Source organism: Lysinibacillus sp. FSL L8-0312, from assembly GCF_038003285.1.
Classification (GTDB): domain Bacteria; phylum Bacillota; class Bacilli; order Bacillales_A; family Planococcaceae; genus Lysinibacillus; species Lysinibacillus fusiformis_D.
Genome location: NZ_JBBOOV010000001.1, coordinates 4,131,207 through 4,156,951, shown reverse-complemented (window position 1 = coordinate 4,156,951; position 25,745 = coordinate 4,131,207). Strand labels below are relative to the sequence as shown.

At 38.0% G+C, this 25,745-nt stretch carries 27 protein-coding genes; 5 read left to right on the top strand and 22 right to left on the bottom strand.

The window, feature by feature from the left end; translation table 11 throughout:
* Nucleotides 1-25 precede the first annotated feature (25 nt).
* Complete coding sequence (gene typA, locus MHI22_RS20725) at nucleotides 26-1,870, bottom strand: translational GTPase TypA (RefSeq protein ID WP_036125372.1); 1,845 nt, start codon at nucleotides 1,868-1,870, stop codon at nucleotides 26-28.
* Between the two features lie 138 nt (nucleotides 1,871-2,008).
* Between typA and MHI22_RS20720 the strand changes: the two genes are divergently transcribed.
* Nucleotides 2,009-2,194, top strand: a complete 186-nt coding sequence (locus MHI22_RS20720) for a DUF5325 family protein (RefSeq protein WP_036125374.1) — start codon at nucleotides 2,009-2,011, stop codon at nucleotides 2,192-2,194.
* Between the two features lie 107 nt (nucleotides 2,195-2,301).
* On the opposite strand, the gene MHI22_RS20715 is transcribed toward MHI22_RS20720, so the two are convergent.
* Complete coding sequence (locus tag MHI22_RS20715; protein ID WP_036125376.1) at nucleotides 2,302-3,096, bottom strand: inositol monophosphatase family protein; 795 nt, start codon at nucleotides 3,094-3,096, stop codon at nucleotides 2,302-2,304.
* Between the two features lie 209 nt (nucleotides 3,097-3,305).
* Nucleotides 3,306-3,503 carry a hypothetical protein gene (locus MHI22_RS20710; RefSeq protein ID WP_036125378.1) on the bottom strand — a complete coding sequence of 66 codons (198 nt, stop codon included), beginning with the start codon at nucleotides 3,501-3,503 and terminating at the stop codon, nucleotides 3,306-3,308.
* A gap of 126 nt (nucleotides 3,504-3,629) precedes the next feature.
* Here MHI22_RS20710 and MHI22_RS20705 point away from each other — a divergent pair, with 126 nt between their 5' ends.
* The gene (locus tag MHI22_RS20705) at nucleotides 3,630-4,256 is read left to right on the top strand and encodes a YktB family protein (RefSeq protein ID WP_036125380.1); all 627 of its coding nucleotides are present in this window, start codon (nucleotides 3,630-3,632) and stop codon (nucleotides 4,254-4,256) included.
* A gap of 111 nt (nucleotides 4,257-4,367) precedes the next feature.
* Here the strand turns inward: MHI22_RS20705 and MHI22_RS20700 are convergent, their stop codons facing one another.
* Both MHI22_RS20700 and MHI22_RS20695 read right to left on the bottom strand, forming a co-directional pair.
* Complete coding sequence (locus MHI22_RS20700; protein WP_036125382.1) at nucleotides 4,368-4,655, bottom strand: UPF0223 family protein; 288 nt, start codon at nucleotides 4,653-4,655, stop codon at nucleotides 4,368-4,370.
* 20 nt (nucleotides 4,656-4,675) lie between these two features.
* Complete coding sequence (locus tag MHI22_RS20695) at nucleotides 4,676-5,635, bottom strand: NAD(P)H-dependent flavin oxidoreductase (RefSeq protein ID WP_340812623.1); 960 nt, start codon at nucleotides 5,633-5,635, stop codon at nucleotides 4,676-4,678.
* Nucleotides 5,636-5,778: 143 nt separating this feature from the next.
* Between MHI22_RS20695 and MHI22_RS20690 the strand changes: the two genes are divergently transcribed.
* Together MHI22_RS20690 and MHI22_RS20685 are read left to right on the top strand one after the other, a co-directional pair.
* Nucleotides 5,779-7,248, top strand: coding sequence for an aminotransferase class I/II-fold pyridoxal phosphate-dependent enzyme (locus tag MHI22_RS20690; RefSeq protein ID WP_058843449.1), 1,470 nt, complete (start codon nucleotides 5,779-5,781; stop codon nucleotides 7,246-7,248).
* 263 nt (nucleotides 7,249-7,511) lie between these two features.
* On the top strand, nucleotides 7,512-8,108 hold the full coding sequence (locus MHI22_RS20685) for a class I SAM-dependent methyltransferase (RefSeq protein WP_058843448.1): 597 nt from the start codon (nucleotides 7,512-7,514) through the stop codon (nucleotides 8,106-8,108).
* A 59-nt stretch (nucleotides 8,109-8,167) separates the two neighbouring features.
* On the opposite strand, the gene MHI22_RS20680 is transcribed toward MHI22_RS20685, so the two are convergent.
* The 15 genes from MHI22_RS20680 to pdhA form a co-directional block, all read right to left on the bottom strand.
* Nucleotides 8,168-8,845, bottom strand: a complete 678-nt coding sequence (locus MHI22_RS20680) for an LrgB family protein (protein WP_058843447.1) — start codon at nucleotides 8,843-8,845, stop codon at nucleotides 8,168-8,170.
* A complete protein-coding gene (locus MHI22_RS20675) occupies nucleotides 8,838-9,284 on the bottom strand; it encodes a CidA/LrgA family protein (protein ID WP_058843446.1) in 447 nt (148 codons plus the stop codon). The genes MHI22_RS20680 and MHI22_RS20675 overlap by 8 nt, the downstream gene beginning before the upstream one ends.
* A 194-nt stretch (nucleotides 9,285-9,478) precedes the next feature.
* A complete protein-coding gene (locus tag MHI22_RS20670; protein ID WP_058843445.1) occupies nucleotides 9,479-10,261 on the bottom strand; it encodes an SDR family NAD(P)-dependent oxidoreductase in 783 nt (260 codons plus the stop codon).
* Between the two features lie 526 nt (nucleotides 10,262-10,787).
* Nucleotides 10,788-11,600, bottom strand: coding sequence for an ABC transporter ATP-binding protein (locus MHI22_RS20665; RefSeq protein WP_330493438.1), 813 nt, complete (start codon nucleotides 11,598-11,600; stop codon nucleotides 10,788-10,790).
* On the bottom strand, nucleotides 11,597-12,598 hold the full coding sequence (locus tag MHI22_RS20660; protein WP_036125460.1) for a FecCD family ABC transporter permease: 1,002 nt from the start codon (nucleotides 12,596-12,598) through the stop codon (nucleotides 11,597-11,599). Before MHI22_RS20660 ends, MHI22_RS20665 begins: the two co-directional genes overlap by 4 nt.
* A 14-nt stretch (nucleotides 12,599-12,612) precedes the next feature.
* Nucleotides 12,613-13,761, bottom strand: a complete 1,149-nt coding sequence (locus MHI22_RS20655; protein WP_058843443.1) for an ABC transporter substrate-binding protein — start codon at nucleotides 13,759-13,761, stop codon at nucleotides 12,613-12,615.
* Nucleotides 13,758-14,360: a hypothetical protein gene (locus MHI22_RS20650; protein ID WP_036125464.1), complete on the bottom strand. Its 603-nt coding sequence runs from the start codon at nucleotides 14,358-14,360 to the stop codon at nucleotides 13,758-13,760. The genes MHI22_RS20655 and MHI22_RS20650 overlap by 4 nt, the downstream gene beginning before the upstream one ends.
* Complete coding sequence (locus MHI22_RS20645; protein ID WP_036125465.1) at nucleotides 14,357-14,989, bottom strand: hypothetical protein; 633 nt, start codon at nucleotides 14,987-14,989, stop codon at nucleotides 14,357-14,359. The genes MHI22_RS20650 and MHI22_RS20645 overlap by 4 nt, the downstream gene beginning before the upstream one ends.
* A gap of 198 nt (nucleotides 14,990-15,187) precedes the next feature.
* Complete coding sequence (locus tag MHI22_RS20640) at nucleotides 15,188-15,796, bottom strand: hypothetical protein (protein ID WP_058843442.1); 609 nt, start codon at nucleotides 15,794-15,796, stop codon at nucleotides 15,188-15,190.
* Complete coding sequence (locus MHI22_RS20635) at nucleotides 15,796-16,422, bottom strand: hypothetical protein (RefSeq protein WP_089931916.1); 627 nt, start codon at nucleotides 16,420-16,422, stop codon at nucleotides 15,796-15,798. The genes MHI22_RS20640 and MHI22_RS20635 overlap by 1 nt, the downstream gene beginning before the upstream one ends.
* Nucleotides 16,423-16,850: 428 nt before the next feature.
* Nucleotides 16,851-17,756, bottom strand: coding sequence for a LysR family transcriptional regulator (locus MHI22_RS20630; protein WP_036125556.1), 906 nt, complete (start codon nucleotides 17,754-17,756; stop codon nucleotides 16,851-16,853).
* A gap of 203 nt (nucleotides 17,757-17,959) precedes the next feature.
* Complete coding sequence (gene lpdA / locus MHI22_RS20625) at nucleotides 17,960-19,375, bottom strand: dihydrolipoyl dehydrogenase (protein WP_036125472.1); 1,416 nt, start codon at nucleotides 19,373-19,375, stop codon at nucleotides 17,960-17,962.
* Between the two features lie 4 nt (nucleotides 19,376-19,379).
* Nucleotides 19,380-20,717, bottom strand: coding sequence for a dihydrolipoamide acetyltransferase family protein (locus tag MHI22_RS20620; protein WP_089931913.1), 1,338 nt, complete (start codon nucleotides 20,715-20,717; stop codon nucleotides 19,380-19,382).
* Nucleotides 20,718-20,764: 47 nt separating this feature from the next.
* Nucleotides 20,765-21,742 carry an alpha-ketoacid dehydrogenase subunit beta gene (locus tag MHI22_RS20615; protein ID WP_036125477.1) on the bottom strand — a complete coding sequence of 326 codons (978 nt, stop codon included), beginning with the start codon at nucleotides 21,740-21,742 and terminating at the stop codon, nucleotides 20,765-20,767.
* Nucleotides 21,743-21,745: 3 nt separating this feature from the next.
* Nucleotides 21,746-22,861 carry a pyruvate dehydrogenase (acetyl-transferring) E1 component subunit alpha gene (gene pdhA / locus MHI22_RS20610; protein WP_058843438.1) on the bottom strand — a complete coding sequence of 372 codons (1,116 nt, stop codon included), beginning with the start codon at nucleotides 22,859-22,861 and terminating at the stop codon, nucleotides 21,746-21,748.
* Nucleotides 22,862-23,255: 394 nt separating this feature from the next.
* Here pdhA and def point away from each other — a divergent pair, with 394 nt between their 5' ends.
* Nucleotides 23,256-23,813: a peptide deformylase gene (gene def / locus MHI22_RS20605; protein WP_036125484.1), complete on the top strand. Its 558-nt coding sequence runs from the start codon at nucleotides 23,256-23,258 to the stop codon at nucleotides 23,811-23,813.
* 45 nt (nucleotides 23,814-23,858) lie between these two features.
* Here the strand turns inward: def and phnX are convergent, their stop codons facing one another.
* Together phnX and phnW are read right to left on the bottom strand one after the other, a co-directional pair.
* The gene (gene phnX, locus MHI22_RS20600; RefSeq protein WP_340812622.1) at nucleotides 23,859-24,653 is read right to left on the bottom strand and encodes a phosphonoacetaldehyde hydrolase; all 795 of its coding nucleotides are present in this window, start codon (nucleotides 24,651-24,653) and stop codon (nucleotides 23,859-23,861) included.
* Nucleotides 24,643-25,743, bottom strand: a complete 1,101-nt coding sequence (gene phnW / locus MHI22_RS20595; RefSeq protein WP_340812621.1) for a 2-aminoethylphosphonate--pyruvate transaminase — start codon at nucleotides 25,741-25,743, stop codon at nucleotides 24,643-24,645. The genes phnX and phnW overlap by 11 nt, the downstream gene beginning before the upstream one ends.
* Nucleotides 25,744-25,745: the final 2 nt, after the last annotated feature.

Genomic DNA, 25,745 nt, shown 5'->3' with positions numbered 1-25,745 from the left:
CTCTTCCTTTCATGTCAGCGGAAAATTATTGTTCTGCGTTACGTAATTTTTTCGCTGCTTTCTCACGTTCATTTTTATCAAGAATTTTTTTACGCAGACGAATAGATTCTGGTGTGATTTCTAAGTACTCGTCATCACCTAGGTATTCAAGCGCTTCTTCTAAAGATAAAATACGTGGTTTTTTAATAACATTCGTTTGGTCTTTATTTGCTGAACGGATGTTTGTTTTTTGTTTCATTTTTGTGATGTTTACAGTGATATCAGCGTCACGAGTATTTTCTCCAACGATCATACCTTCGTAAATATCTGTACCTGGCTCCAAGAACAGTGTACCACGGTCTTCAATTTGCATCATCCCATAAGTTGTTGATTTACCAGTTTCCATTGAAACTAGTACACCTTGGTGACGTCCACCAATTTTACCTGGTAGTAATGGTTGGTAGCAATCAAACGTATGGTTGATGATACCGAAACCTTTTGTCATCGACATGAATTCAGTAGTATAACCAATTAAACCACGAGCTGGTACTAAGAACGTTAAACGAACTTGACCACTGCCGTTGTTCACCATATCAAGCATTTCACCTTTACGTGCACCAATTGATTCAATAATTGAACCAACATTTTCTTCTGGTACATCGATTTGAACACGTTCGAATGGCTCACATTTTACGCCGTCGATTTCACGCACGATTACTTGCGGTTTAGATACTTGTAATTCGAAACCTTCACGACGCATATTTTCAATAAGAATTGATAGATGAAGCTCACCACGACCTGAAACTGTCCAAGCATCTGGAGAATCAGTATCTTCAACACGTAAAGATACGTCCGTTTGTAATTGAGCACGTAAACGCTCTTCTACTTTACGAGAAGTAACCCATTTCCCTTCACGACCTGCGAATGGCGAATTGTTTACTAAAAATGTCATTTGTAAAGTCGGCTCATCAATACGTAATGGTGTAAGCGCTTCTTGGTGTTCAACAGGACAAACTGTTTCACCAACGTTGATGTCTTCCATACCTGAAACGGCGATTAAATCACCAGCTTTTGCTGTCTCTACTTCTTCACGTTTTAAACCGAAGAAACCAAAGATTTTCGTTACACGGAAGTTTTTCACTGTACCGTCTAATTTCATCAGTGCAACTTGTTGACCTACAGAAATTGTTCCACGGAATACACGACCAATTCCGATACGTCCAACGAAGTCATTATAGTCAAGTAGAGCTACTTGGAATTGTAATGGATCTTCTGAGTTATCCACTGGTGCTGGAATAGCCTCGATCACTTTTTCGAATAGACATTTCATATTTTCTTCTTGTTTAGATGGATCTGCGTCCAAAGAAGCTGTACCATTTACACCTGAAGCATAGACAACAGGGAAATCTAATTGATCGTCATCTGCACCTAACTCGATAAATAATTCAAGCACTTCATCCACTACTTCTAGTGGACGAGCTGAATCTTTGTCTACTTTATTAACAACAACGATTGGTGTTAAGCGTTGTTCTAATGCTTTTTTCAGTACGAAACGTGTTTGAGGCATACAACCTTCATACGCATCGACAACTAGTAAAACGCCGTCTACCATTTTTAAAATACGTTCTACCTCACCACCGAAGTCAGCGTGTCCAGGCGTATCAAGGATGTTGATACGAGTTCCTTCATAGTTTACTGCTGTATTTTTAGCTAAAATCGTAATACCACGTTCGCGTTCAATATCATTAGAGTCCATTGCACGTTCTTCAACACGTTCGTTTGAACGGAATGTACCTGATTGTTTTAGTAATTGGTCGACTAAGGTAGTTTTACCATGGTCAACGTGGGCGATAATTGCGATATTGCGAAGATCTTGACGTAAGTTTGTCATTATTCCACTCCATATTCTTTTTTCGAATGTTTAACTGTGATATTATAGCACAAGAAGGATAGAAATGTCCTTATTAGAATTTCCATCATTCTAAAAAATATATTTGATTTACAAATTTTTTATATAGGAGGCTAGGCTATGAATCGTGCAAAAATCGTAATGGCTATCTATGCATTAGCAGCTGTACTAGCAATGTGCTCTATCGGCTATTCTGTTGCGGCTAGTAGTGTATTTGGTGCAATAGCAGGTATTGTGGCAACTTGTGTCATTTTCATGACAGCCTTTAAAATGAAGCGTAAACTACGTACACAAGGCTTACTTTAATCAAGTATGCCTTGGCAGATGTTAATTTAGCTGGTTGAAAACCCACTGAAAAAATAAGCAATCAACATGAAAAGGAGCTGTCTAGTTACTAGACGGCTCCTTTTTATTTAATCGTACGGCACAATATATTTTTCTAATAATTCTTTATGGATGGAAGGATTGGCGATGATAAAAGTATCTTGATGGAGGAAATCAAAGCCTTCTCCATGTAAATTTGTTGCAACTGCCCCAACCTCCTGAGCAATGATGGTTCCGCCTGCAATATCCCATGGTGCTAGTCGCATGGAGACATATGCATCTAGTTTGCCACTAACAACAAATGCAATTTCCATTGCCGCTGACCCGTAGGATCGTGTACCACGCACTTTGCGAACCATTTCTATCACCTTTTCATGGTGGATATGTCGATTGGGTGCCACCCAATGTGCATTAATGCCTATGACCGACTCCTCCATTGAGACAGACTGTAGTTTACGCAATGGTGAATCATTATACCATGCCCCTTGACCTTCAATGGCATTAAATAAATCCTCTCGCATAACATCAAATATGTACCCTAACTTTCCAACACCATTTACAAAAATACCGATAGAAATCATAAAATGACGATGTTGTTTGACGAAGTTCATCGTGCCATCAATCGGATCAATAATCCAGACAACACCATCTAATGATTCGACCTTTTCGCCCATTCCTTCTTCCCCTAAAATTTTATGGGTTGGATCAAAAGCTTTAATTTGCTCGATAAAAAATAATTCGGTCTCTCGGTCAATATTGGTAACGAGATCATTTGCACCTGATTTTGTCTCAATAACTAGATTATACGAAAAAGCCTCTCGAATACGTCTTCCAGCTTCAAAAATGATACTTTTTGCAAATTCATCAATTTGTTGTAAATGCACTCAAAACCCACCCTTCGAATATAAGAAAAGGCTCTCTAGCTCTCTTTATGCTCCTCATACCTTTTCCATCACTTAACCATTTGTTTCGACTATAAAAAAACAGAGGACTGCAATTTGATATAATTTCTATTTTACCCTTTGTCACAATAAAAATCACCTGCTGTCGGAATATTCAGCAAGTGATTTTTTAAATAGGTATTAAATTTTGATTACGCATAGGCGTGCAAGCTTTCAAGTTCCATCTGTATTTCAGCCAGACGTTTTTTACTTTTTTCAATTTCAATATCATTTTTTTCATTCATCGCCTCAAAGAGTGATGCTAATTCATAATCTAATTCTAATTGTAAAATGTGTTCATATTGCTTTTCAATGTCAACTTTACGTATAATTTTTACGATAGGTTTCATAAAAAACACTTCCTTTTTTAATTTTTTTTACAAAAACTTTTTTATTTCGATAAAGTTCTTGTTATAAGATTTTTTCCCAAAATCAGCGTAAAATAAACCTTATAAAACGAAAGGAGTAAAATAAAATTGCCAAAAACAAAGTGGACAAACAAAGACTTTAATGTTTTTACAATAGACGGTTTAGAACAAAGAATGGATGCTTTAACTTCCCTTGTACGTCCAAAATTCAATCAGCTAGGAGAAGACTTTTCTGCTTATTTCTCTAGCCAACTAGGTGAAGAATTCTTCCCTCATGTTGCCAAACATGCTCGAAGAACTGTTAACCCACCAAAGGATAGTTGGGTTGCCTTCGCTCCCTATAAAAGAGGTTATAAATCATTGCCTCACTTTCAGATTGGTCTATGGCACACACATTTATTCATCGTCTTAGCTATTATTTATGAAGCACCGCAAAAAAATGTTATGGCTGAGCGTTTACTTGCCCATAAATCTTTATTGGAGCAACTTCCTACTGATTTTATTGTGTCAGGTGATCATATGTCCCCTGAGGCCATTTCTCTCGAAGAGGCAAAAGAAGACAAGCTTGAAGCATTGCTTATACGACTACGAGATGTCAAAAAAGGTGAGTTCTTGGTTGGTCGTCACATTCCAAAAGAGCAAGCGACAAAGCTAACAGCTAGCGAGTTACAACAATTAACAGAGGAAACATTTAATCGCTTACTTCCTCTTTACAACGTCATTGTTGGAAAATAGTTTTACTTAGATTCATTTAATGATGATTTTTATTGATGTAGTTTATGCAAAATGTCGTTTTTTAACACAAAAAATTAAAAAATGGATGTGAGTTGTGCTCACATCCATTTTTTATCGACCGTTTTTAGGGACAATTTTTATAAGCATCCCATCTTCGGCTTCCTTGGTTTGTTTGACGACAGGATAGCTAATATAGCCACTTGCCTCTTCGAATTCTCGAAAAATTGTTTTTTCCTCTGCTTGAGATGGAACAATCTCTTTAAAGCGACGATATTTAGCCAGCATGACTTCACGCTTGATGCCCTTTTCATAAGCTTTCTCAATTCCTTCAAAGAATTGAACGACATCCACAATTTCCTCTGTGGACCAATCAGTTGAAAACGGATAAGAATATTCCATTCGACAAAACCACCTTTATGTTATTGCCCCCATTTTAACCGGATACTTTCAGCTTCTGCAACCATTCGATTAATAAGTTCCGCTACGGTTGGGATATCGTGAATCATTCCCGTCACTTGACCAGCCCAGCCAAAGCCTTCATTTTGATTGCCATCGTAAATAAAACGCTTATTGGCTGAACCACTGATATAGTCTTTTAAAGCCTCATATGTTGGTGTTTTTTCCTCAATTTCTAAAATCTTTGTCGTAAATTCATTACGTAAAGCTCGTGCTGGCGCGCCGATAGAACGCTTAATAATCGTCGTATCAGCCTCCGTACTAGCAAGCAGAGCCTCTTTATAAGCCTCTGATGCATCGACACATTCTTTTGTGGCAATAAAGCGTGTGCCCATTTCAATACCTTCAGCTCCCAATGCGTGTGCAGCTAGCCAACCACGCCCATCACCAATGCCTCCAGAAGCAATGATTGGAATTTTCACACTATCAACCACTTGAGGAACTAGCACCATTGTGCCAACGTCATCTCGCCCAAGATGACCTCCCCCCTCTTGACCAACAACCATCACAGCATCTGCTCCTAGTTGTTCAGCTTTTTGGGCTTGTCTACGAGCAGCTACAAGTACCAATTTTTTGATAACTGTTCCTTTTAGCAACTCAAAAATAGGTGCTGGGTTTCCTCCAGTCATCGTAATAACTGGTACTTCTTCCTCAACTGCAACGCGCACCATCTCCTCAAAGCCTATACCATGCAGACCAATCGCAAAATTTACGCCAAACGGTTTATCTGTTAATGTTCGGACTTTCTGGATCTCTGCTCGTAATAAATTAGGATCTCGTAAGCTCATGGCTGTTATTTGCCCTAGACCGCCAGCATTCGATACAGCTGCCGCTAAATCAGCATATGCTAAATAGGCTAACCCTCCTTGAATAATGGGGTATTTAACCTGCAAAAGCTCCGTCACACGTGTATTCCAATTCATAGTACCTCCCCTTTCGTTCGATACTAATTTCTCTTTATCCTGAAAAAAACCTTTTATTTTTATGAAAAGTCTATTTTTTCGTGTCGTTAGGTGCTATAATTCATTTGTTTTCTTAGATATTATAAAGTGAGGTGGTACCTGCGTTGTCACAACTAGAGACTCCATTGTTCGACGTATTACTTAAACATCGGAACAGACATCCAATTCAATTCCATATTCCAGGCCATAAGAAAGGGCAAGGGATGGACCCTGCTTTCCGAGAATTCGTCGGCGACAACGTTTTATCAATTGATTTAATTAATATTGCTCCACTAGACGATTTACATTCACCAAAGGGTGCTATTAAAGAAGCACAAAGCCTTGCAGCTGAAGCCTTTGGTGCTGATCATACATTCTTTTCCGTCCAAGGTACTAGTGGCGCCATCATGACGATGATTCTGACCGTCGTCGGCCCAGGTGATAAGATTCTAGTGCCACGGAATGTTCATAAATCTATTATGTCGGCGATTGTATTCGCTGGTGCAATTCCAATTTTTATTCACCCAGAAGTCGACAGTGAATATGGAATTTCTCATGGCATATCGCCTGAAGCTGTCGAAAAAGCGTTGAATGCTTATCCAGACACAAAAGCTGTACTTGTTATTAATCCAACTTATTTTGGCTTTACAGCTGATTTAAAGCGCATTGTCGAAATCGCTCATGATCGTCAGATTCCAGTAGTCGTAGACGAAGCACATGGTGTACACATAAAATTCCATGATGACCTACCGTATTCAGCAATGGAGGCAGGTGCAGATATGGCAGCAACAAGTGTACACAAGCTCGGTGGCTCCATGACGCAAACTTCCATTTTAAATGTCCGTGAAGGTCTTGTTTCAGCGAAACGTGTACAAGCTGTCTTTTCCATGCTAACAACGACATCGACTTCATATCCATTACTCGCTTCGCTTGACACAGCTCGTCGCCAGCTAGCCATTCATGGATATGATTTAATCGACGATGCATTGCGTTTAGCAAAAGATGCGCGTAAACGCATCAATCAAATAGCGCACTTAAAGTGTGCAGGTAAGGAAAAATTACATTCATCGGCGACCTATGATATGGACCCATTAAAACTGCTTATTAGTGTAAAAGATTTAGGTATTTCTGGTCATAGAGCTGAGGAATGGTTACGATATAATGCCAATATTGAAGTGGAACTGTCTGACCTTTACAATATTTTATGTTTAGTGACATTGGGAGATACGAAAAAAGAAATTAATCTTTTAGTAAATGCACTTACTCGTATGTCAAAAGCATTCGATTCTGAAGCGGCTATCACAGAAGCTGTAGTGAATGTACCAGAAATCCCAGCTCTTGCCATGTCACCACGTGATGCCTTTTATGCCGATACAGAAGTCGTTCCTCTTGCAGAAGCGGATAACTGTATTTGTGCAGAATTTATTATGGTCTATCCTCCTGGAATTCCGATTTTTATTCCCGGGGAAATAATTACACAAGAAAATATTCATTATATTCAAATGAATATTGAAGCAGGTTTACCAGTACAAGGACCCGAGGATACAACATTGAAAACAATTCGGGTAATAAAAGAACGAAAACCTATTTTTTAAAAATTAAAAGCTAGTTCTTCATTGTGAAGAGCTAGCTTTTTCATTATCTCTAAAACACTCATGTGAGCTTTGCTATGCTTGGATATCATTGCAGCTTTAGAAATTTCTCTTTACCTGTCCCAATCATTATTAATTACATAATAAATGGTACTTGAATATTACTTAAGAATTTATGATTTGCTTTTTGAAGCTTTCAACTAATAAGCTAAAAATTAGAATAAGCAATCTATATTATTTACAATATAAAAAAGGGAGTGAACTAAATGAATACTTGGGATCAACGTTTTCAAGGAGCAGAATACGTTTATGGCGAACAACCTAATGCCTTTATTAAAGATTATGTATATTATTTGAAAGATTCCCCTAATATCGCCGCCTATGCAGAGGGTGAAGGACGTAATGCTGTTTTTTTAGCCACAGCTGGACATACGGTTACTGCCTATGATTATGCACAGAGTGGCCTTCAAAAAACTGAACAATTAGCACTGAAGCATCAAGTGACAGTTCAAACTAAGCTAGCCGATTTACTGCTGGATGAGCTTCCCGTTAATAAATATGATGCGGCCATTATGGTATTTGGACATTTTCCAGCAAAGCAACAACAAACGGTCATACAAAAGATTATCGATTCAGTCAAACCAGGAGGGCGAATTATGATGGAGTTATATTCCATTTATCAGCTCCCTTATGCTTCAGGTGGTCCACAGCAACTCGATTTTTTATATAACCCTTTAGATGTCCTTCAATGGTGTCAAGCATATAAAATTATCCACTTTTTTACAGGTGAGCAAATTCGACATGAAGGAATGCTACACACTGGGCTAGCCCATACGATTCAATTGATTATTGAAAAAAGCTAAAGAGGTTGTCTCAAATAGTTTTTGAGACAACTCTTTTTTTGCACAAAGCGACAATTGGATTATAAAAATAAATAAACAAATAAAGGACAGAAAAATGCCCCAATAACAGCGGTTAAGCCCATCGATAATGAACCAACTGATAATTCCTGTTCCCCATATTCTCTTAATTTTACAAGACCTACACCATGTGAGGCACTGCCTACAGCCACACCTCTACTAACGGCCGAGTTGATTTTGCCATATTTAATAACGAATGGTCCAATAATAGCCCCTACAAATCCTGCAATCATCACAAAAACAGCAGTTAGAGGCGGGATACCCCCTATCGTTTCGCTTACCTGCATCCCAACAGGCGTGGTTAATGATTTAGGTAAGGCCGTCAGCATCCAGCTAGACTTTACACCAATCCATTTTAGTAATACAAAAATTGTCATTAAGCCTGTAATCATACCGATGAAAAGTCCTGATAAAATAGAATACTTATATTTTAGAATAATAGCTCGTTGATTATAGAGAGGATAGGCAAGTGCGACAACTGCTGGTCCAAGCATTTTCTGAAGCCATTCTCCACCTCTCATATATGTTGCATATGGAATATCGAATATAAGTAAAATCATCACACTGACCACTGTAGTAGTGACCAAGGGGATCATGATGGGATGTGGAAATCGCTGATAAAGCTTTGTGAACAATACAAACATAATGACGGTACTTAGGACAACAATTGCTTCAATCAACCGTTAACTCTCCCTTCCCTTCATCAACAGTGGTTTCCGTACCTTCTTTTTTCGCCAATTCTTTTTTCTCAATGATTTGTGTCAGTAAACCCGTGACATAAATAGAGATTAATGTACTAGCAATAACGGCTAAAATAATCAACAGGCCAGTGACTGACATGAGTTCTGGATAATCAATAACACCTACCGTTGCTGGTATGAAAAACAATGTTAACATACCAATTAAAAAACTGGCACCGTCTTGAATATATTCCACCTTAATGATTTTAAACATGAGTGAAAGTGCTAATAATAGTAATCCAATAACACTTCCTGGAAGAGGTATGTGTAAATATGTTACTATTCCCACCCCCATGTAATAAAAAATCGTCAGTATGCCAATTTGAGCAATGATACGAATAACTCGCAACAATAGCGCAGCAAAATTTTCGTTCAACATTTCGCCACTTTTCACCCCCTATATCGTTCATTCTACATCTGCAAGAATTTTCTGTCTATTATAATTTTAGGAAAATAATATAAAAAAAGAAAGCGGATGGCTTTCTTCTTTTAATTAAGAGAAATATAGGGGTTGTCTCATCATAATTTAATGAGACATCATTAAAATTATTTTCCTAAAAAAGATTATCCTATTTATAATGCGTGACCAGAGCCACCATCAATATTCACTGAAGTCCCTGTAACATAACTTGCTGCATCAGAAACTAAAAATGTGATGACGTTAGCGGCTTCTTGCGTATCACCTACACGTCCAAGTGGAATAGTTTTCCCTACCATACGAGAATATTCTTCCCACGATAAATTAGGTTCTTCCTTTTTCCAATTCTTTTCGATCTGATCACTGCGAATAAGCCCAATACATACAGAATTTACGCGAATATTATCCTTCCCTAAATCCTTGCTCATCGCTTTTGTCAAAGCAAGTCCCGCAGCGCGGCTAACTGTAGTAGGAAGCGAGCTTGCTGGAGGTGTCTTAGCCATCACCGCTGTCACATTAACGATTGCACCTGCACCAGCCTTACGCATATATGGTGCAGCATATTTGGAGCAATGTATAGCCCCAAATACTTTTAAATCTAAATCTGCTTGCCACAGCTCACTACTCACTGACTCAAAGGGATTCGCTGAAGCCGTACCTGCATTATTAATGAGAATATCAATGCGTCCAAAATGTTCTACTGTACGCTCAATTAAATACTTACAATCCTTTTCCTTTGTAACATCAGCTGGAACAATTAAAACATCCACATCCGTTTCGTTTTTAATACATCCAGCCGCCACCTGTAGCTGTTTTTCTCCACGTGCGCAAAGTACAACATGAGCCCCCTCTTTGACAAGTTGCATGGCCGTATAATAACCAATTCCTTTACTCGATCCTGTAATAATTGCTACTTTCCCAGTTAAATTAAGCTCCACTATGAAATCCTCCCTTACTTTCTACAATGCTATCATTATAGCATTTATCGATTATTCAGAATAATTAAAGGAGCTTGCAAATAATATTTGAAGGCAATACCACTACCTGATTATCAATGTAGCCGACTCACGCACCAAGCTAATACAGTAAAATAGCTAAAAAGCATGTAGTTGGGAAAACAACTACATGCTACATAGTGTGGAAAAACAAAACTATCCATAGAATGTTTGTGAAAGGTGAAAATGGATTTCCGGCTACTTGCTTTCCTGTGGGCTCGCCTGTCTCGCTATCCCATCGGAGTCAAGTAGCCTTCCAATCCATAAAAAGGTTATCTTTTTAGCAAAGATTTCCACTACCCATTTTATGGAGGGGTGTTGTCACTCATCACTTCTCCATCTTGAAAATAAGGGTCTATCCTCTCTCTAATAAGACAAATAAAGGGTTATTTAGTCCCCAACGGCTAGTATGAAAGAGGAAAAGACACTTTTGCAGAATGGTTGATTGGAGTCAAGCCAGCGGCACTCCTTATTTTTCTGCACCTAATGCACGTGGAACCATTGTTTCTACCACATAATTCTCTTCTTCATACAGTATTTTTTTTAGCTCGATACCAAAAAACGACTGCATTCTTTCCTCCGTCATTATTTCACGTACAGCGCCATATACAACACCCTTATCCTTTGCCGTCATCAGGACCCGATCAGCTAAATAAAAGGCATGATTAGGATAATGCGTGTTAATAATACAAGAAATGCCACGTTCTCTCGCTAATTGCTTGATTGTTTGTAAAATAGTAATTTGTTTTTGAATATCCAAATGTGACTCTGGTTCATCTAAAATAAGTATTTCTGGATCGGCAACCAGTGTGCGAGCTATTAAAGCCAGCTGTAGCTCGCCGCCACTTACCTCATTGCATGATTTTTTTGCTAAATGGACGATACCAATTGTATCTAATGCCAAATGCGCCGCTTCTAAATCTTTTTTTGATGGTTGGGCCAATGTACTAATAAAAGGGGCTCTTCCCATCACAACAAGCTCTTCTATTGTAAAACCAAATACCATTTTATGAGCTTGCGGTACATAGCCAATACGTTGCCAAAGCTCCTTACGCTTGACAGTAGACAATGGCTTGTCATCTATATAGGTTTCTCCCTGCTTCCACTCTAGTAACCCTGTAATACATTTGAGCATCGTTGTCTTTCCAGCTCCATTAGGACCAAGGATGGCCATAATTTGTCCTGGTTCCAGTGTAAAATTAATATTGTTTACATAAAGATTTTGGGATTTCTTACGATGCTTTTCATAATAAAAATTGCCATTTTTCACTTCAATTATCACGCCCATCCACCTCCAGATTTACGCAGTAAATAAGCAAAGAATGGTGCACCAATAATCGCTGTTAAAATCGATAAAGGTATTTCTGTTGCTGTTATAGAACGTGCTAAATTATCAATTACTAACAAATAGACGCTTCCAATAGCAATCGACATTGGTAATACATGCTGATTATTGTTTCCAACAAGCATACGAGCAACATGTGGAATAATCAAACCCACCCAGCCAACAATTCCTGCAACCGCAACAGATACCGCAGTAATCAAAGTCGCACCAAATATAATCATCCATTTCAAAGGCACTACAGAAATTCCCATTGATTTTGCCTCATCCTCTGGGAGGGTTAAAATATTTAATCGCCATCTTAGGAAATAAAGTATTAACATACCGATAATAATCAGTGGTCCACCTATATATAAATCTTTATAAGTAACCGTTCCTAAGCTACCCATCAACCAATAGGTAATCGCAGGTAGCTTTTCCTCTGGGTCAGCTACAAATTTAGTTAACGAAATAAGCGCATTAAACAGTGCCGATGTAATAACACCTGCTAAGACAAACATAAAAATAGGGGCATTTTTGCGTGCGCCAGCAATTAAAAACGTAAAGCCGATAGCACCTAATCCAAAAAGCAATGCCATTATCTGTGTGGCAAAATTTTGCCCAAACAATAATATCCCAAGAGAAGCACCAAAGCCAGCTCCCGCCGAAACACCTAAAATATCTGGTGATACTAGCGGATTACCAAACATCCCTTGGAAGCTAGCACCTGCAATTGCTAAACCTCCACCAATTAACAATGCGAGAAGAATACGTGGCAAGCGAATATTGATAATAACCGTTTCTTCCATCTCTGTCCATGTCGGCTCTATAGGGAAAATCTGTGAAGCAAGAATCTTTAATAGCTGCTCGATACCAACCTCAAAGCGTCCTACACCAAGAGAAATAACGGCAATCACCAAGGGGAGGAGCCATAAAATAATCTTTTTCCAGTTTTGCATTTACCAATCATCCCTTAATATTTAGCTGCTTCTGAAGACGGATTTAAAATAGCTTGAATATCTTCATCTGTCACATCGTATTCATAAAAATCTTTATAATATGCTTTAATCTCATCCTCTATTTTATAATCAAATAGCGCTGGGTGATTTTTTTGTGCAAGCCACTTTAACATTAAAGGTGCGTCTCCACTAGGTGGGAACCAACGATAAATGCCTAATGGAATCTTATACACTTTACCCTCCTGAACTGCCTTCACCTGACTCCAATCCTGCCCAGCTATCTTATTTTCAAGTAAATCAGCTGGCTGTGTCTCTGTAAAATTGGTAATAAAAATAATATCTGGATTCCAAGTATATACCTGTTCCATATTGACTTCTTTTTGTCCTTGGATATCATTTTCAGCTACATCAATTGCTCCCGTCGCATTGAGCCATTGATTACCAAAGAAGTTTTTCCCTCCAATTGTAATCGACTTTTCATTATGTCTAAACAACATCATCGCGCGAGGCTTATCTTTTTCTTCAATCGTTTTTAACTTTTCATCTAATTGAGCTTGTACTTTTTTGCCTTCCTCTAGGAAGCGATTAGCACGTTCTGTTGTGCCTGTTATTTGGCTTGTTATTTCTAACCAGCTATTAAAGGTAGCTAATGGCTCTGCCGCAGCTGCGTCAATTGCCTTGAGCGCAACCACAGGAATACCTGCCTCTGATACTTTATGGATTGATTTCTCATCTGTTGCAATCTCTATATATAATTGTGGATTTACTTTCATTAATTCTTCCACATTGACTTCGCCATTCTGAATAAACGAAGTATCAGCCTTTAAAACATCTGGAGACATTTTTGCTAGCATCGAATGTTTTGCTGCATTATACGAATTTGGATGCATACCAGCAATTTCTTTTGTAGAATTTGTTGCTACATACCAAGTAGAGAAGTATGGAAGAATGCCTCCCATTACAACACGCTCAATCGAATTTGGTACTGTTACTTCACGTCCTAATTGGTCAACTACAAGCTTCTCTTCCTTTGTCGTTTGTAACTCTGATGATTGTTGCTCCACCTGAGGCTTAGTATTATTTTGCGTCTCTTCGTTGTTATTATTACAAGCTGCCAGCAACATTGTTAGTGCTACAGCAGCGACAAGTCCATACTTCTTCAATGTTTTTCTTCCTCTCTTAACCATTTTGCCATCCCATGTAAAAACGGCTTTGATTGATCAATAAAACCTAGTCCAATATGAAACATCGGATCAAGTGTAGTGACAACTAGTTCTCCATTAAAACTCACATTATCTACATAAAATAACGATCGTCCATTTGGAATATCTAGTAACGATTGCGCTCCTTGTGGTGGTAAAAAAGAACCGTGATAATGCCATTTCATATCATGCAATGTCACGTATTTAAAAAGTGGATGCACATTATTTTGCATTTTCATCGGTAAATCACCGCCATCTCTCACCCACCAACTAAAATTGACCTCAGAATCTTCCCAATCAATTGTCGGAAACCAGCAATCCAATATTTCACCAAAAATAATCAGTCTTTTGCCAGCATTAACAAATTTCAGTAATTGTGACTGATACCGCTTTAAAGAACGGATATCTAAGCGACAAGATAAAATAAGTGTGTCATACTTTGTTAAATCATATTGATGAAAGTGGCGAATATGTAGCACTTCATCATATAAATAATGAAATTCTTGCTCTGCAAAAAAGCGATTTTGAAATGGTAAGCCATTCGTCACAATCCCTATCATTTGCCCATACCTCCACTTGCATAATTGCGGTTAGCTTCCTCACGAATACAATCTAGCATTTGCATACTAAGCTTTTTCGATGTATTTTCTTCATGCATAAATACCTTGTAAATATCGGTACCTGCCCCTGCAAAAATGGTGCCATTTGTTGAGTGTCGATCAACATAAAGTATCGGTACACCACTTTGATCTGTAATTAACACTTCCGCATGTGCTGGTAATTCTTCAAAATAGCCACGAGAAAAGAAGCCCCGTACACCTTTTCGATAATTAATATCATAAGGCTCTATCCCTTTAAATAAAGAACAATTAGCTTGTTCAATCATGATTTCGCGATCTTTCAATGGAATAGGAGAGCGTTTCCAATTAGCTACATTTGCTAACCATGGCAATGATATTTCTGTCAGTGAAAAGATAACACCACCCTGTAGCAAATATTCATCTAAAATCATTTTATGTTCTAGTAGAAATTGCTCTTCTACATGATTTGTGATAATTATTCCTGCATAGGCAGTTAAATCAACATAGGGTAAATCATATAAATATAAAAATACTAAGCCACGTTCACGATCCTCAGCCGTTAATCGAGTAAACTGAATATCAATGCCAACATAAGCAATAGGTTCCACTAGTTCTCCTACTTTCTTTTATCAAAAAATTTCCGTACCAATGACGAGCAAATTCCAAAATAATTAATTTAATACCACAAGCTTATTTTTCTACACTATGTACGGCAAGCTTTCCTGTCAAAACCTTGAACCAACATACTACTAACACTTGCGTCTCAAATAGAGCTATTAGTAATCATTTTGCGCACTTAGCATTCCTTATATTTGCCCTTTCTTTAGCCAAGGTAAAAATCCTCGTAAGAAGCGTTCTGTTGCCGGCATAAAATAAGATCCAAAATGATAATCTGGATCCAATGTTGTATTGACCCAAATCCCATTTGTGTTCACTCGATCAATATATAAGACGGCCCCACCATCATCTGTCGATACTAAAACTTCACAGCCCTCACTTGGCCAGTACACACCATGTTGATGCCAAGTTGCATCCTCCAATGTAAGGTAATTCTTAAATAAATCATGCGTTGCCTCTATTAAACGCAAGCCACTATCAGCATTAGGCTCTAGCCACCACCAAAAATTAGTTGGCCTAGATTCCCAATTATGCATTGGCAACCAATCTCTGTGCTGAGGGCCAAATGTGACCACTACTTTACCTGTATTCGCAAAATCATAGATCTTTTGAATATTTTTATCTAATAACCCTGTATGAGATTGAGAAGGGATGATTAATACATCAAAGGCATCTAAATTTTCTTCCTCTAACTGACGCACTGGAATCAATTGATCAATATACTGAGCGAATTCAGATGTCTTATATGTACGCCAATGTTGTGAACTACCACTATACATAACAGCTATTTTACGCACTACTTGACACTCCTTTCCGCTAAATACATGTATTCTTCTTGTACCCATTGCATTAGCTGTGTAGGAATACGACTGGTTGTTTTTGATGATGACGGTGTCATGCCTCCAATAGTTAAAAGATTATTACCTGCATGCATAAAAATAGTCCCATTTGTTGAGCTTCGGTCAATAAATGTCACAGGCTCACCGTCTGGCAAGGTTAATAAAATTTCCGCATCTGTAGGTGCTGGATGATGTCCACGAGCAAAAAATCCTTTCACACCTTTATTTATTGTCATATCTTCTTCCTTTACACCTGCAAAAATTCTGTGTTGTTTCGCAATTGAGATGTCATAATCCCAATGATTTCGAATTTCCTTTGCAATAAATGCCTGCTGTCCTGGCAACCAATTTGTGACTAAGTTACCGAAGAAGCATACAATCTTTTTACTTGCCAAAAAATCTGCGATAATTTGCTTCTTTTCTTGCAAAAATTCTTGATCGACAAACCCTAAAATTATCATACATTTATAAGAAGACAGCTCAATATTCGGTAAATCATACATATCTACAATTTCAAAATTTTCATCTGCTTTGCCTTGAGAAAAAATATTACATGGATGAACAACAATATAGTCTTTTGACATCTTCATACCTCCTTGCATTTCGAACTATATCACCATTGATAACGATTATCAATATCATGTAAGGTGTAAGATTTTAATTTTCGCTGTCCACTTATCCGTTTTTCTCGAATTATAAAAATCTCCTATTGTACTATTACATTTTCTTATAGAATGCTATAAACCTACAAATGAAGGATGATATTCTATCAAAAATGATTCTTGGAAGTCATCGCAGAAAAGCTATATAAATTCCTCGAAGTGCTACCATACTGCTGGCATAGATGCTAAATTAAGATAAAAAAACCCAAACAATTACGAAACAGTAAATAAGAGCTTCGTATATTGCTTGGATTAATTTAGAAAATATTTTATTTTAATGAATATAATGGTAAAAATAAATATAATAGAAGAAACACTAGAAAGGATTTATTTACCTTTATAAGTTTAACTTACCTGATAGACTCTATCTTCAATTTCTTCTTTATACGTTCACAAAATGCTTGTTCTTGCTCATTTAAAATCTGGTTACGGTTAAATACAATACCATTTTTTCGTTTAATAGATAGACCTTTCACATATTTAAACGTTAATTTATCTAGACTATCCTCTATTGATTTATAAGGTAAAAAGGATACGCCCATACCCTGCTGCACAGCCTTCTTAATAATTTCAAAATTAGTCATCTGTATATAATAAACAGGTACTGCCTTCTGATGTAAAGCTTGTTTAATATGCTGATTCAAATAAGAACTTTGGGACAATAGCATCGATAAGTTTTTCAAATCTCTTGTATAAATGATTTGACGACTTGCTAAAGGATGATCATTTGTCATCACTAATACTAATTCTTCCTCAAATAAAATATCGATATCAAATGACTCGTGAACAATCTTATCAGCATCATAAATCGGCATCACAGCAAATTTGGCATGGTTTTCTACTAAACTACTTTTTAAATCTTCATAGCAATAGCTATTAATTTCATATGGATATTGTTTATATGTGCTATTATTTTTATCAAATAGCTCGTCAAAAAAGCTATCTGCAATATAGTGACTTATATATAATTTGATATTTTCCTGTTGTGTCTGCTTTACTGCTATTCGCAATTGTTGGTCCATTTCCTGCATCTTCTGCGCATAAGCCAACACCATTTCGCCTTGTGTAGTTAACTCGATTTGTCGTTTTTTCCGTGAGATCAGCTGGCAGCCTAATTCACTTTCCAATTGCTGAATATGCTGAGAAACTGTTGGTTGGGAACAAAACATCTGCTTCGCTGTTTCAGTAAATGATTTGTATTGTGCTAATAAAATAAATGTTCGGTAGCGCTCATTCATCGTAACCCATTCCTTCATTTTTAATTGATAATTATTATCAATTATAATACTATTTTTTATGCATAAAGTAAAATTTAATATCCATAGGGCCACATCTTCAAGTTATTACCTTTTATTTATTTTATTCAACGACAAGCTGCATTTAAGAAAACAATTGTAAATAAAAAAGGAGTGTAGATAAGCGAATGAACATCCGCTTTTTCTACACTCCTTTATTCAAATTATTTTTTCGCTACAATGTGGATTGGGTTGCCAAGTAATACTTCAGCAGTTTCCATTGTAATTTCACCTAATGTTGGGTGAGCATGAATTGTTAAAGCGATATCTTCAGCAGTCATGCCGCCTTCAATCGCTAAGCCCATCTCAGCGATCATATCAGATGCACCAGCACCTACGATTTGAGCACCGATTAATAAGCCATCTTCTTTACGAGCAACAAGCTTCACGAAACCTTCTGATTGGTTTAATGCAAGCGCACGGCCGTTTGCTGCGAATGGGAACTTCGCTGCAGTGTATTCAATGCCTTCTGCTTTCGCTTGTTCTTCGTTGTAACCAACTGTCGCCATTTCTGGATCTGTGAAACATACAGCCGGTACAGCAAGATAATCAACAACTGATTTTTCACCAGCAATCGCTTCAGCAGCAACTTTACCTTCGTAAGAAGCTTTATGTGCAAGCTGAGGACCTGCAACGATATCACCAATTGCATAGATGTTTGAAATATTTGTACGACATTGTTTGTCAACATTGATTAGACCGCGTTCACCGAATTCAACACCGATTTCAGCAAGGCCCATTTCATCTGTATTTGGACGACGCCCCACAGTTACTAATACATAGTCAGCTTCAACTTTCTTCTCTTCTCCACCAACTTCATAAGTTACTACTACGCCGTTTTCAGTTTCTTCAACGCCTTTTGCAGATGCGTTAACTTCCATTTCAACGCCTTTCTTTTTAAGGCCTTTTTTCACGATTTGCGTCATTTGTTTTTCGAAGCCAGCTAAAATATCTTTTCCGCCTTCAATAATTGTAACTTGTGAACCTAGGTTTGCGTATGCTGAACCTAGCTCTGTACCAATATATCCGCCACCGATAACAACTAATTTACCAGGAACTTCTTGTAAAGAAAGTGCTCCAGTAGAGTTTAGTACGCGATCAGAGAATTTGAATGTTGGAATTTCAACTGGACGAGAACCTGTTGCAATAATGACATTGTTAAATGTGTAAGTTTGAGCAGATTCACCATTGATGATACGCACTGAGTTAGCGTCAACGAAATAAGCTTCACCTTGTACAATTTCAACTTTGTTACCTTTAAGTAAGCCTTCAACACCGCCTGTTAATTTTTTAACAACGCTGTCTTTAAATGCTTGTGCTTTTGAGAAGTCTAATTTCACATCAGAAGCGATGATTCCCATGTCATCTGAATGTTTAGCTTGCTCAAAACGGTGACCTACTGAAATTAATGCCTTTGATGGGATACAACCTACGTTTAAGCACACACCACCAAGTACATTTTTTTCAACGATTGTTACTTTTTGGCCAGTTTGAGCTGCACGAATTGCTGCTACATATCCTCCAGGACCTGAACCAATGACAAGAGTATCTGTTTCGATTGGGAAATCTCCTACTACCATTTTGTTACGCCTCCATTAATAATAATTCTGGCTCACTTAACAAACGCTTTAAGTGATTTAAAGCATTTTGTGCAGTGGCTCCATCGATCATACGATGATCAAAGCTCAATGATAATGCTAACACAGGTGCGGCTACAATTTCACCATTTTTTATTACAGGTTTTTCTGAAATTCGACCAATACCTAGTATAGCTACTTCAGGATGATTAATTACTGGCGTGAACCATTGTCCTCCCGCAGAGCCAATATTCGTAATGGACATAGAAGCACCTTTCATTTCATGTGGCGCAAGCTTGCCTTCACGGGCTTTCGTCGCTAACTCATTGATTTCATTAGACACTGCAAATACAGATTTGCGATCTGCATGCTTAATAACGGGTACTAATAGGCCTCTTTCAGTATCAGCAGCAATACCAATATTATAGTAATGCTTTTGAATAATTTCTTGCGTTGCATCATCTAATGAGCGGTTAAATTCAGGGAACTCGCGTAAAGTTGAAATAAGTGCTTTTACTACATATGGTAAATATGTTAATTTGACACCTTTTTCAGCAGCGATATCTTTGAATTTTTTACGATGTGCTACAAGAGCTGTTACATCGACTTCATCCATAAGTGTAACATGCGGAGCTGTTTGTTTCGAGTGTACCATTGCTTTTGCAATCGCTTTTCGAATACCAGACATTTTCTCACGAGTCTCTGGGAATTCCCCTTCAAGAACTACAGGTGCTGCTGGAGCTGCTGCCTCTTGCTGAACTGTTGCATCAACTGATTCAACAGTTGCCGTATCAGCCTCTACAGAGCCACCACCTTTTAAGAAGTTTTCAATATCTTCTTTTAAGATTCGACCATTTTTACCTGTACCCTTCACTTCACGGATGTTAACATCTTTATCACGTGCAAATTTACGTACAGAAGGCATTGCAATCACACGTTTTGTTTCATCAATCACTGTCTCCGCTTTTTCAGGAGCTTTTTCTGGTGCCTTTTCCTCTTTAGCAGGAGCTTTCTCTACGTCCTGACCAGACTCTGCAGTTGCCTGAACTTGTGCTTCTGTTTTTTCTTCAGCATGATGATCACCTTTTAGCTTTAAGTCCTCATAGCCAGGTGCATCCAAACGGATTAGGACATCGCCAACTACAGCAACTGTTCCTTCTCCTACTAAAACTTCCTCAACTGTTCCTTCAACTGGTGAAGGAATTTCTACTACCGCTTTATCATTTTGGACTTCACAAAGAATATCGTCTTCTTTTACTGTATCTCCAGCTTTAACGAACCATTTCACGATTTCGCCTTCGTGAATTCCCTCGCCAATATCCGGTAATCTGAATTCAAATGCCATGTGTACCCATCCTTTCTAGTTACTGTTGTTCAAGTTTAGAAGCTTTATTAGAATGTTAAAACTTTTTTCGCTGTTTCCATTACATCTTTGTAGTTTGGTAACCAAACACCTTCAGCTTGTGGGAATGGGTACACAGTATCTGGTGCAGCCACACGAAGAACAGGAGCTTCTAAGCTTAAAATTGCGCGCTCTGTAATTTCTGCTACTACGTTTGCAGCGATACCTGCTTGTTTTTGAGCTTCTTGGACAACGATTGCACGACCTGTTTTTTCAACTGATGCGATAATTGTTTCCACATCGATCGGTTGAATTGTACGTAGATCAATGACCTCTACAGAATGTCCTTCTTTTTCTAGTTCTTCAGCAGCCTTTAAGCTTTCATGAACCATTAAACCGTAAGCCACAATTGTTAAATCAGTACCTTCACGTTTTACATCTGCTTTTCCTAGTGGAATTTCGTATGCTTCTTCAGGTACTTCTTCACGGAATGAACGGTATAGTTTTAAATGCTCTAAGAAAATAACTGGGTTGTCATTACGGATAGATGAAATAAGTAAACCTTTTGCATCATATGGTGTTGATGGAACAACAACTGTTAATCCTGGTTGTGCTGTCATTAAGCTTTCTAAGCTATCAGAGTGCATTTCAGGTGTGTGCACACCACCACCAAATGGTGAACGGATTGTTACTGGTGCATTATATACCCCGCCACTACGGTAGCTCATACGTGCTAATTGACCACTGATTGAATCCATTACTTCATAAACGAAACCGAAGAATTGAATTTCAGGAACTGGACGGAATCCTTGAAGAGAAAGACCGATTGCTAAGCCACCAATACCTGATTCTGCTAATGGTGTATCAAAAACGCGATCAACCCCAAATTCTTTTTGTAGGCCTTCTGTCGCGCGGAATACCCCACCGTTGACACCTACATCTTCCCCGAATACAAGAACGTTTTCATCATTCTTTAATTCTGTGCGAAGTGCATCTGTAATTGCTTGAATCATCGTCATTTGTGCCATAGGTTATTTCGACTCCTTCTCTTTATAGATTTCATACTGTTCTTTTAAATTAGATGGCATTTCGCCTTTATACATGTTTTCCATTAATTCTGTTACTTTTTGTTTTGGAGCAGCATCTGCTTTTTTAATTGCTTCTTTAATTTCTTCTTTTGCACGTTCGATTACTGCTTCTTCTTTCTTTTCATCCCATAAACCTTTTGCTTCTAGGTATTTACGGAAGCGAACAAGTGGATCTTTTTGTGCCCATTCATTATCTGTATCAGATGTACGGTAACGTGTTGGGTCATCCCCAGCCATTGTATGAGGACCATAACGGTAACACATTGTTTCAATTAATGTTGGACCTTCACCATTAACTGCGCGCTCACGTGCATCACGCGTTGCTACATAAACTGCAAGCGCATCCATTCCATCTACTAAAATACTTGGTAAACCAGCTGCCACACCTTTTTGTGCAATTGTTTTAGCAGCTGTTTGCAATTCACGAGGTGTTGAAATTGCATATTGGTTATTTTGTACGATGAAGATTGCTGGTGATTTAAACGCACCTGCAAAGTTAATTCCTTCATAGAAATCGCCTTGAGAAGAACCACCGTCACCAGTATAAGTTACTGCAACAGCTTTTTTCCCACGCTTTTGTATACCTAGTGCAACACCTGCTGCTTGGATATATTGAGCACCGATAATAATTTGTGGTGCTAGAACATTTACACCCTCAGGTACTTGGTTCCCCATAAAATGTCCACGAGAGAATAAAAACGCTTTATCTAAAGGTAGGCCATGCCATACAATTTGTGGTACATCACGGTAACCTGGTAAAATCCAATCTTCTTGTTCTAACGCAAAATGAGAAGCAAGTTGCGAAGCTTCTTGACCAGCAGTCGGCGCGTAGAAGCCTAAACGACCTTGACGGTTTAGTGAGATTGAACGTTGATCTAAAATACGTGTATAAACCATACGTGTCATTAGTTCAACTAGTTCCTCATCTGATAATTGTGGATCTGCCTCTTTATTTATAATTTCGCCTTCTTCATTCAAAATTTGAAACATTTCAAACTTATCTTCGATTTCAGTTAGCGTTTGTTTAGCATCAAAAATATTATTGTTTTTCTTGCTCATTTGTCACATCTCCCTTTCAGCTGTATTAAAATAAATCACCTTTTTAACTAGTACAACTTATTCTTGAAATTCAGTATACTGAATAAAATACTGTCGGTCAATCATCTATTACTGCTCTATACAAAGATTTTTTCTAGAATAACAATCAAACATTGCTGTCCTATACTGTATCAGTAATATTCAAATTCTGTATTACAACACCTTATTTACACCGTACAGCTCATACGTTTTCTCACAGCTTTTCCCCTAGTAGAATACCCCATTCTCGAAAATCTAATAGCATTAGAAAAATTTTTTGAGTATATTCAAATAAGGTCTTTTTTCATGTGATTGTTTTAAGACGTGATGTATACTTATTAATAAGGCACTACAAAGTTGAAAGGAAGATTACTATATGATTTTAATGGATGATATTATCCGCGAAGGTCATCCGACTTTACGCACAAAAGCAGAGGAAGTTAAATTCCCTTTAACTGATGAAACAAGAAAGCTTGCAGAGGATATGCTTCAATATTTAATCAACAGCCAAGATCCTGAAATGGCCGAAAAATATAATTTGCGTAGTGGCATTGGCTTAGCTGCCAATCAGGTAAATTGCTTACAGCGTATGTTTGCCCTTCATTTAAAAGATGAGGCTGGCGAACAATTAAGCTTTGTGGCCATTAATCCAAAGATCGTTAGCCACTCTGTCGAAAACACATACCTATCAGCAGGAGAAGGATGTCTTTCTGTTGATCGTAATATTCCTGGGTATGTGCCACGTCATGCACGCATCACAGTAAAATTTAAAACAATTGATGGTGAAGAGAAAAAGATGCGCCTTAAAGGATTGCCGGCTATTGCATTTCAGCATGAATTAGACCATCTGAATGGTGTTATGTTTTATGACCGAATTAATGAAAAAAATCCATTTGCCGAAATACCAGATTCAATCCCATATGAGCGAGACTAAAAACAAACCTCGGCAGTTATCCACATCTGCCGAGGTTTGTTTTGTTTATATTCTAGTTATACGTTCATTAATCGTTTCAATTAACGCAGGTAGCTCTGCCATAGTTTCAATCGTATAATGAGCGCCAGTTTCTTCAAAAATGCATTTCGTTTTCGCTATCACTTGCTGTTGTTCTTCAACAGTTAATGCTTGGAACTCTGCTTCAGAAAGTCCCATTTCTGAACTTCCAATAATAACACCAACAGCCCAAACACCTGCATTCAAGGCCTCCATTATATCTGAGGTTGTATCGCCAACCTTCACAACTTGCTTTGTTGCTTTTGACCCTAATGCCTCCATATTTTTAAAAATCATGAATGGGTATGGTCGTCCTTTATCCCCTACCTGTGTAGGTGTTACGAGAAAATCAGGTTGATAACCCTTGTCAGCTGCATGTCTTGTCACTACTTCCATCATGGAATCAGTATAGCCTGTCGTTGAGCCAATTCGAATTCCCGCTTCTCTCAATTGCTGTACGGTCGCTTTCACATGCTGGATAGGATCTGTATAAGTTGCCAACGATTCCATTAACTTTGTTTCGAACTGCTTGTATAATGCACTTACATTTTCTTCTGTAAAGGCTTGTCCATGCACACGTTGCCATTCATCAGCAATTCTTGGCATTTCCAGCATCGTACGGATATGGTCAATTTTCAGCATACCCATTGGTTTACGAGCCTCTTCCAGTGTAACTGTGACACCTGCATCTTCAAAAATCGTTAAAAAAACATTTACAGGGGCAAAGCAACCAAAATCTACTGCTGTTCCTGCCCAATCCAAAATAACCGTTTCAATTTTCATTCGTTTTCACCACCATATAATTTTCTATGACCTCACATAACGTCAGCATATCTTCCTCATGAATATCACCAATATTGCCAATACGGAATGTATCCACATCAGTCAACTTACCAGGATAGATGACAAAACCTGCTTTTTTCATTTCCTGATAAAAATGCTCAAAAGTAAACTCGTTGTGTGGGAATAAAAACGTTGTAATAATAGGTGATTGAAGCTCTTCTGAAACGTACGCTTCAAACCCAAGCACTGACAAACGAGAGCGAAGTATATGATTATTATGCGCATAGCGCTTATGGCGGGCATCGATTCCACCTTCATCGATTAACTCCTCAAGCGCCTTCGCAAAAGCTGCCACTACATGAGTAGGTGATGTGAAACGCCACTTTCCATCTTGCTTCATCACTTCCCATTGGCTATACAAGTCTAATGCTACGCTACGGGCTTGTCCTTTACATTTTTCTAAAGCTTTTGTGTTCGCGATAACAAATCCAAAACCTGGCACACCTTGAATACATTTATTGGCACTACTAATGCAAAAATCAATATGCAAATTGGATACATCCATCGGTACACCACCAAAGCTACTCATCGCATCCACGATAAACGTTTTATCGAATAAATGAACAACTTCTCCTATTTCTTTTATTGGATTTAAAATACCAGTAGTTGTCTCACAATGCACTACGGCTACATGTGTAATACTTGCATCTTTTTCAAGAAAAGCTTGAACTTCTAATGAGGATGGCTGTTCATCGTAAGGGACACTATAAACAACATGTTGTAACTTTAAAACGTTAGCCATTTCAACAATTCGCTCACCATAAGCACCATTTGTTAGAATTAGTACTTTATCGTTATCACCAATCGCAGTTGTTAGTACAGACTCTACGACAAAGCTTCCACTTCCTTGCATAAGCACCGTGGTATATTCAGGCTCCTCGACATGAGCTAACGCTAAAAGTTGCTTGCGAATCACTTGTGTCACATTTTTATAGTCGTCATCCCATGTACAACGATCTTTTAACATTTCTTGTTTTACCGCTTCAGTTGTTGTCAATGGTCCTGGTGTCAATAATTTATAGTTACTCATCT

Bases quoted from the DNA above. Each gene is read 5' to 3' on its own strand.
- typA (WP_036125372.1), bottom strand. From the start codon at position 1,870: ATGACAAACTTACGTCAAGATCTTCGCAATATCGCAATTATCGCCCAC.
- MHI22_RS20720 (WP_036125374.1), top strand. From the start codon at position 2,009: ATGAATCGTGCAAAAATCGTAATGGCTATCTATGCATTAGCAGCTGTA.
- MHI22_RS20710 (WP_036125378.1), bottom strand. From the start codon at position 3,503: ATGAAACCTATCGTAAAAATTATACGTAAAGTTGACATTGAAAAGCAA.
- MHI22_RS20700 (WP_036125382.1), bottom strand. From the start codon at position 4,655: ATGGAATATTCTTATCCGTTTTCAACTGATTGGTCCACAGAGGAAATT.
- MHI22_RS20695 (WP_340812623.1), bottom strand. From the start codon at position 5,635: ATGAATTGGAATACACGTGTGACGGAGCTTTTGCAGGTTAAATACCCC.
- MHI22_RS20685 (WP_058843448.1), top strand. From the start codon at position 7,512: ATGAATACTTGGGATCAACGTTTTCAAGGAGCAGAATACGTTTATGGC.
- MHI22_RS20675 (WP_058843446.1), bottom strand. From the start codon at position 9,284: ATGTTGAACGAAAATTTTGCTGCGCTATTGTTGCGAGTTATTCGTATC.
- MHI22_RS20660 (WP_036125460.1), bottom strand. From the start codon at position 12,598: ATGCAAAACTGGAAAAAGATTATTTTATGGCTCCTCCCCTTGGTGATT.
- MHI22_RS20650 (WP_036125464.1), bottom strand. From the start codon at position 14,360: ATGATAGGGATTGTGACGAATGGCTTACCATTTCAAAATCGCTTTTTT.
- MHI22_RS20635 (WP_089931916.1), bottom strand. From the start codon at position 16,422: ATGTCAAAAGACTATATTGTTGTTCATCCATGTAATATTTTTTCTCAA.
- MHI22_RS20630 (WP_036125556.1), bottom strand. From the start codon at position 17,756: ATGAAGGAATGGGTTACGATGAATGAGCGCTACCGAACATTTATTTTA.
- lpdA (WP_036125472.1), bottom strand. From the start codon at position 19,375: ATGGTAGTAGGAGATTTCCCAATCGAAACAGATACTCTTGTCATTGGT.
- MHI22_RS20620 (WP_089931913.1), bottom strand. From the start codon at position 20,717: ATGGCATTTGAATTCAGATTACCGGATATTGGCGAGGGAATTCACGAA.
- MHI22_RS20615 (WP_036125477.1), bottom strand. From the start codon at position 21,742: ATGGCACAAATGACGATGATTCAAGCAATTACAGATGCACTTCGCACA.
- pdhA (WP_058843438.1), bottom strand. From the start codon at position 22,861: ATGAGCAAGAAAAACAATAATATTTTTGATGCTAAACAAACGCTAACT.
- def (WP_036125484.1), top strand. From the start codon at position 23,256: ATGATTTTAATGGATGATATTATCCGCGAAGGTCATCCGACTTTACGC.
- phnX (WP_340812622.1), bottom strand. From the start codon at position 24,653: ATGAAAATTGAAACGGTTATTTTGGATTGGGCAGGAACAGCAGTAGAT.
- phnW (WP_340812621.1), bottom strand. From the start codon at position 25,743: ATGAGTAACTATAAATTATTGACACCAGGACCATTGACAACAACTGAA.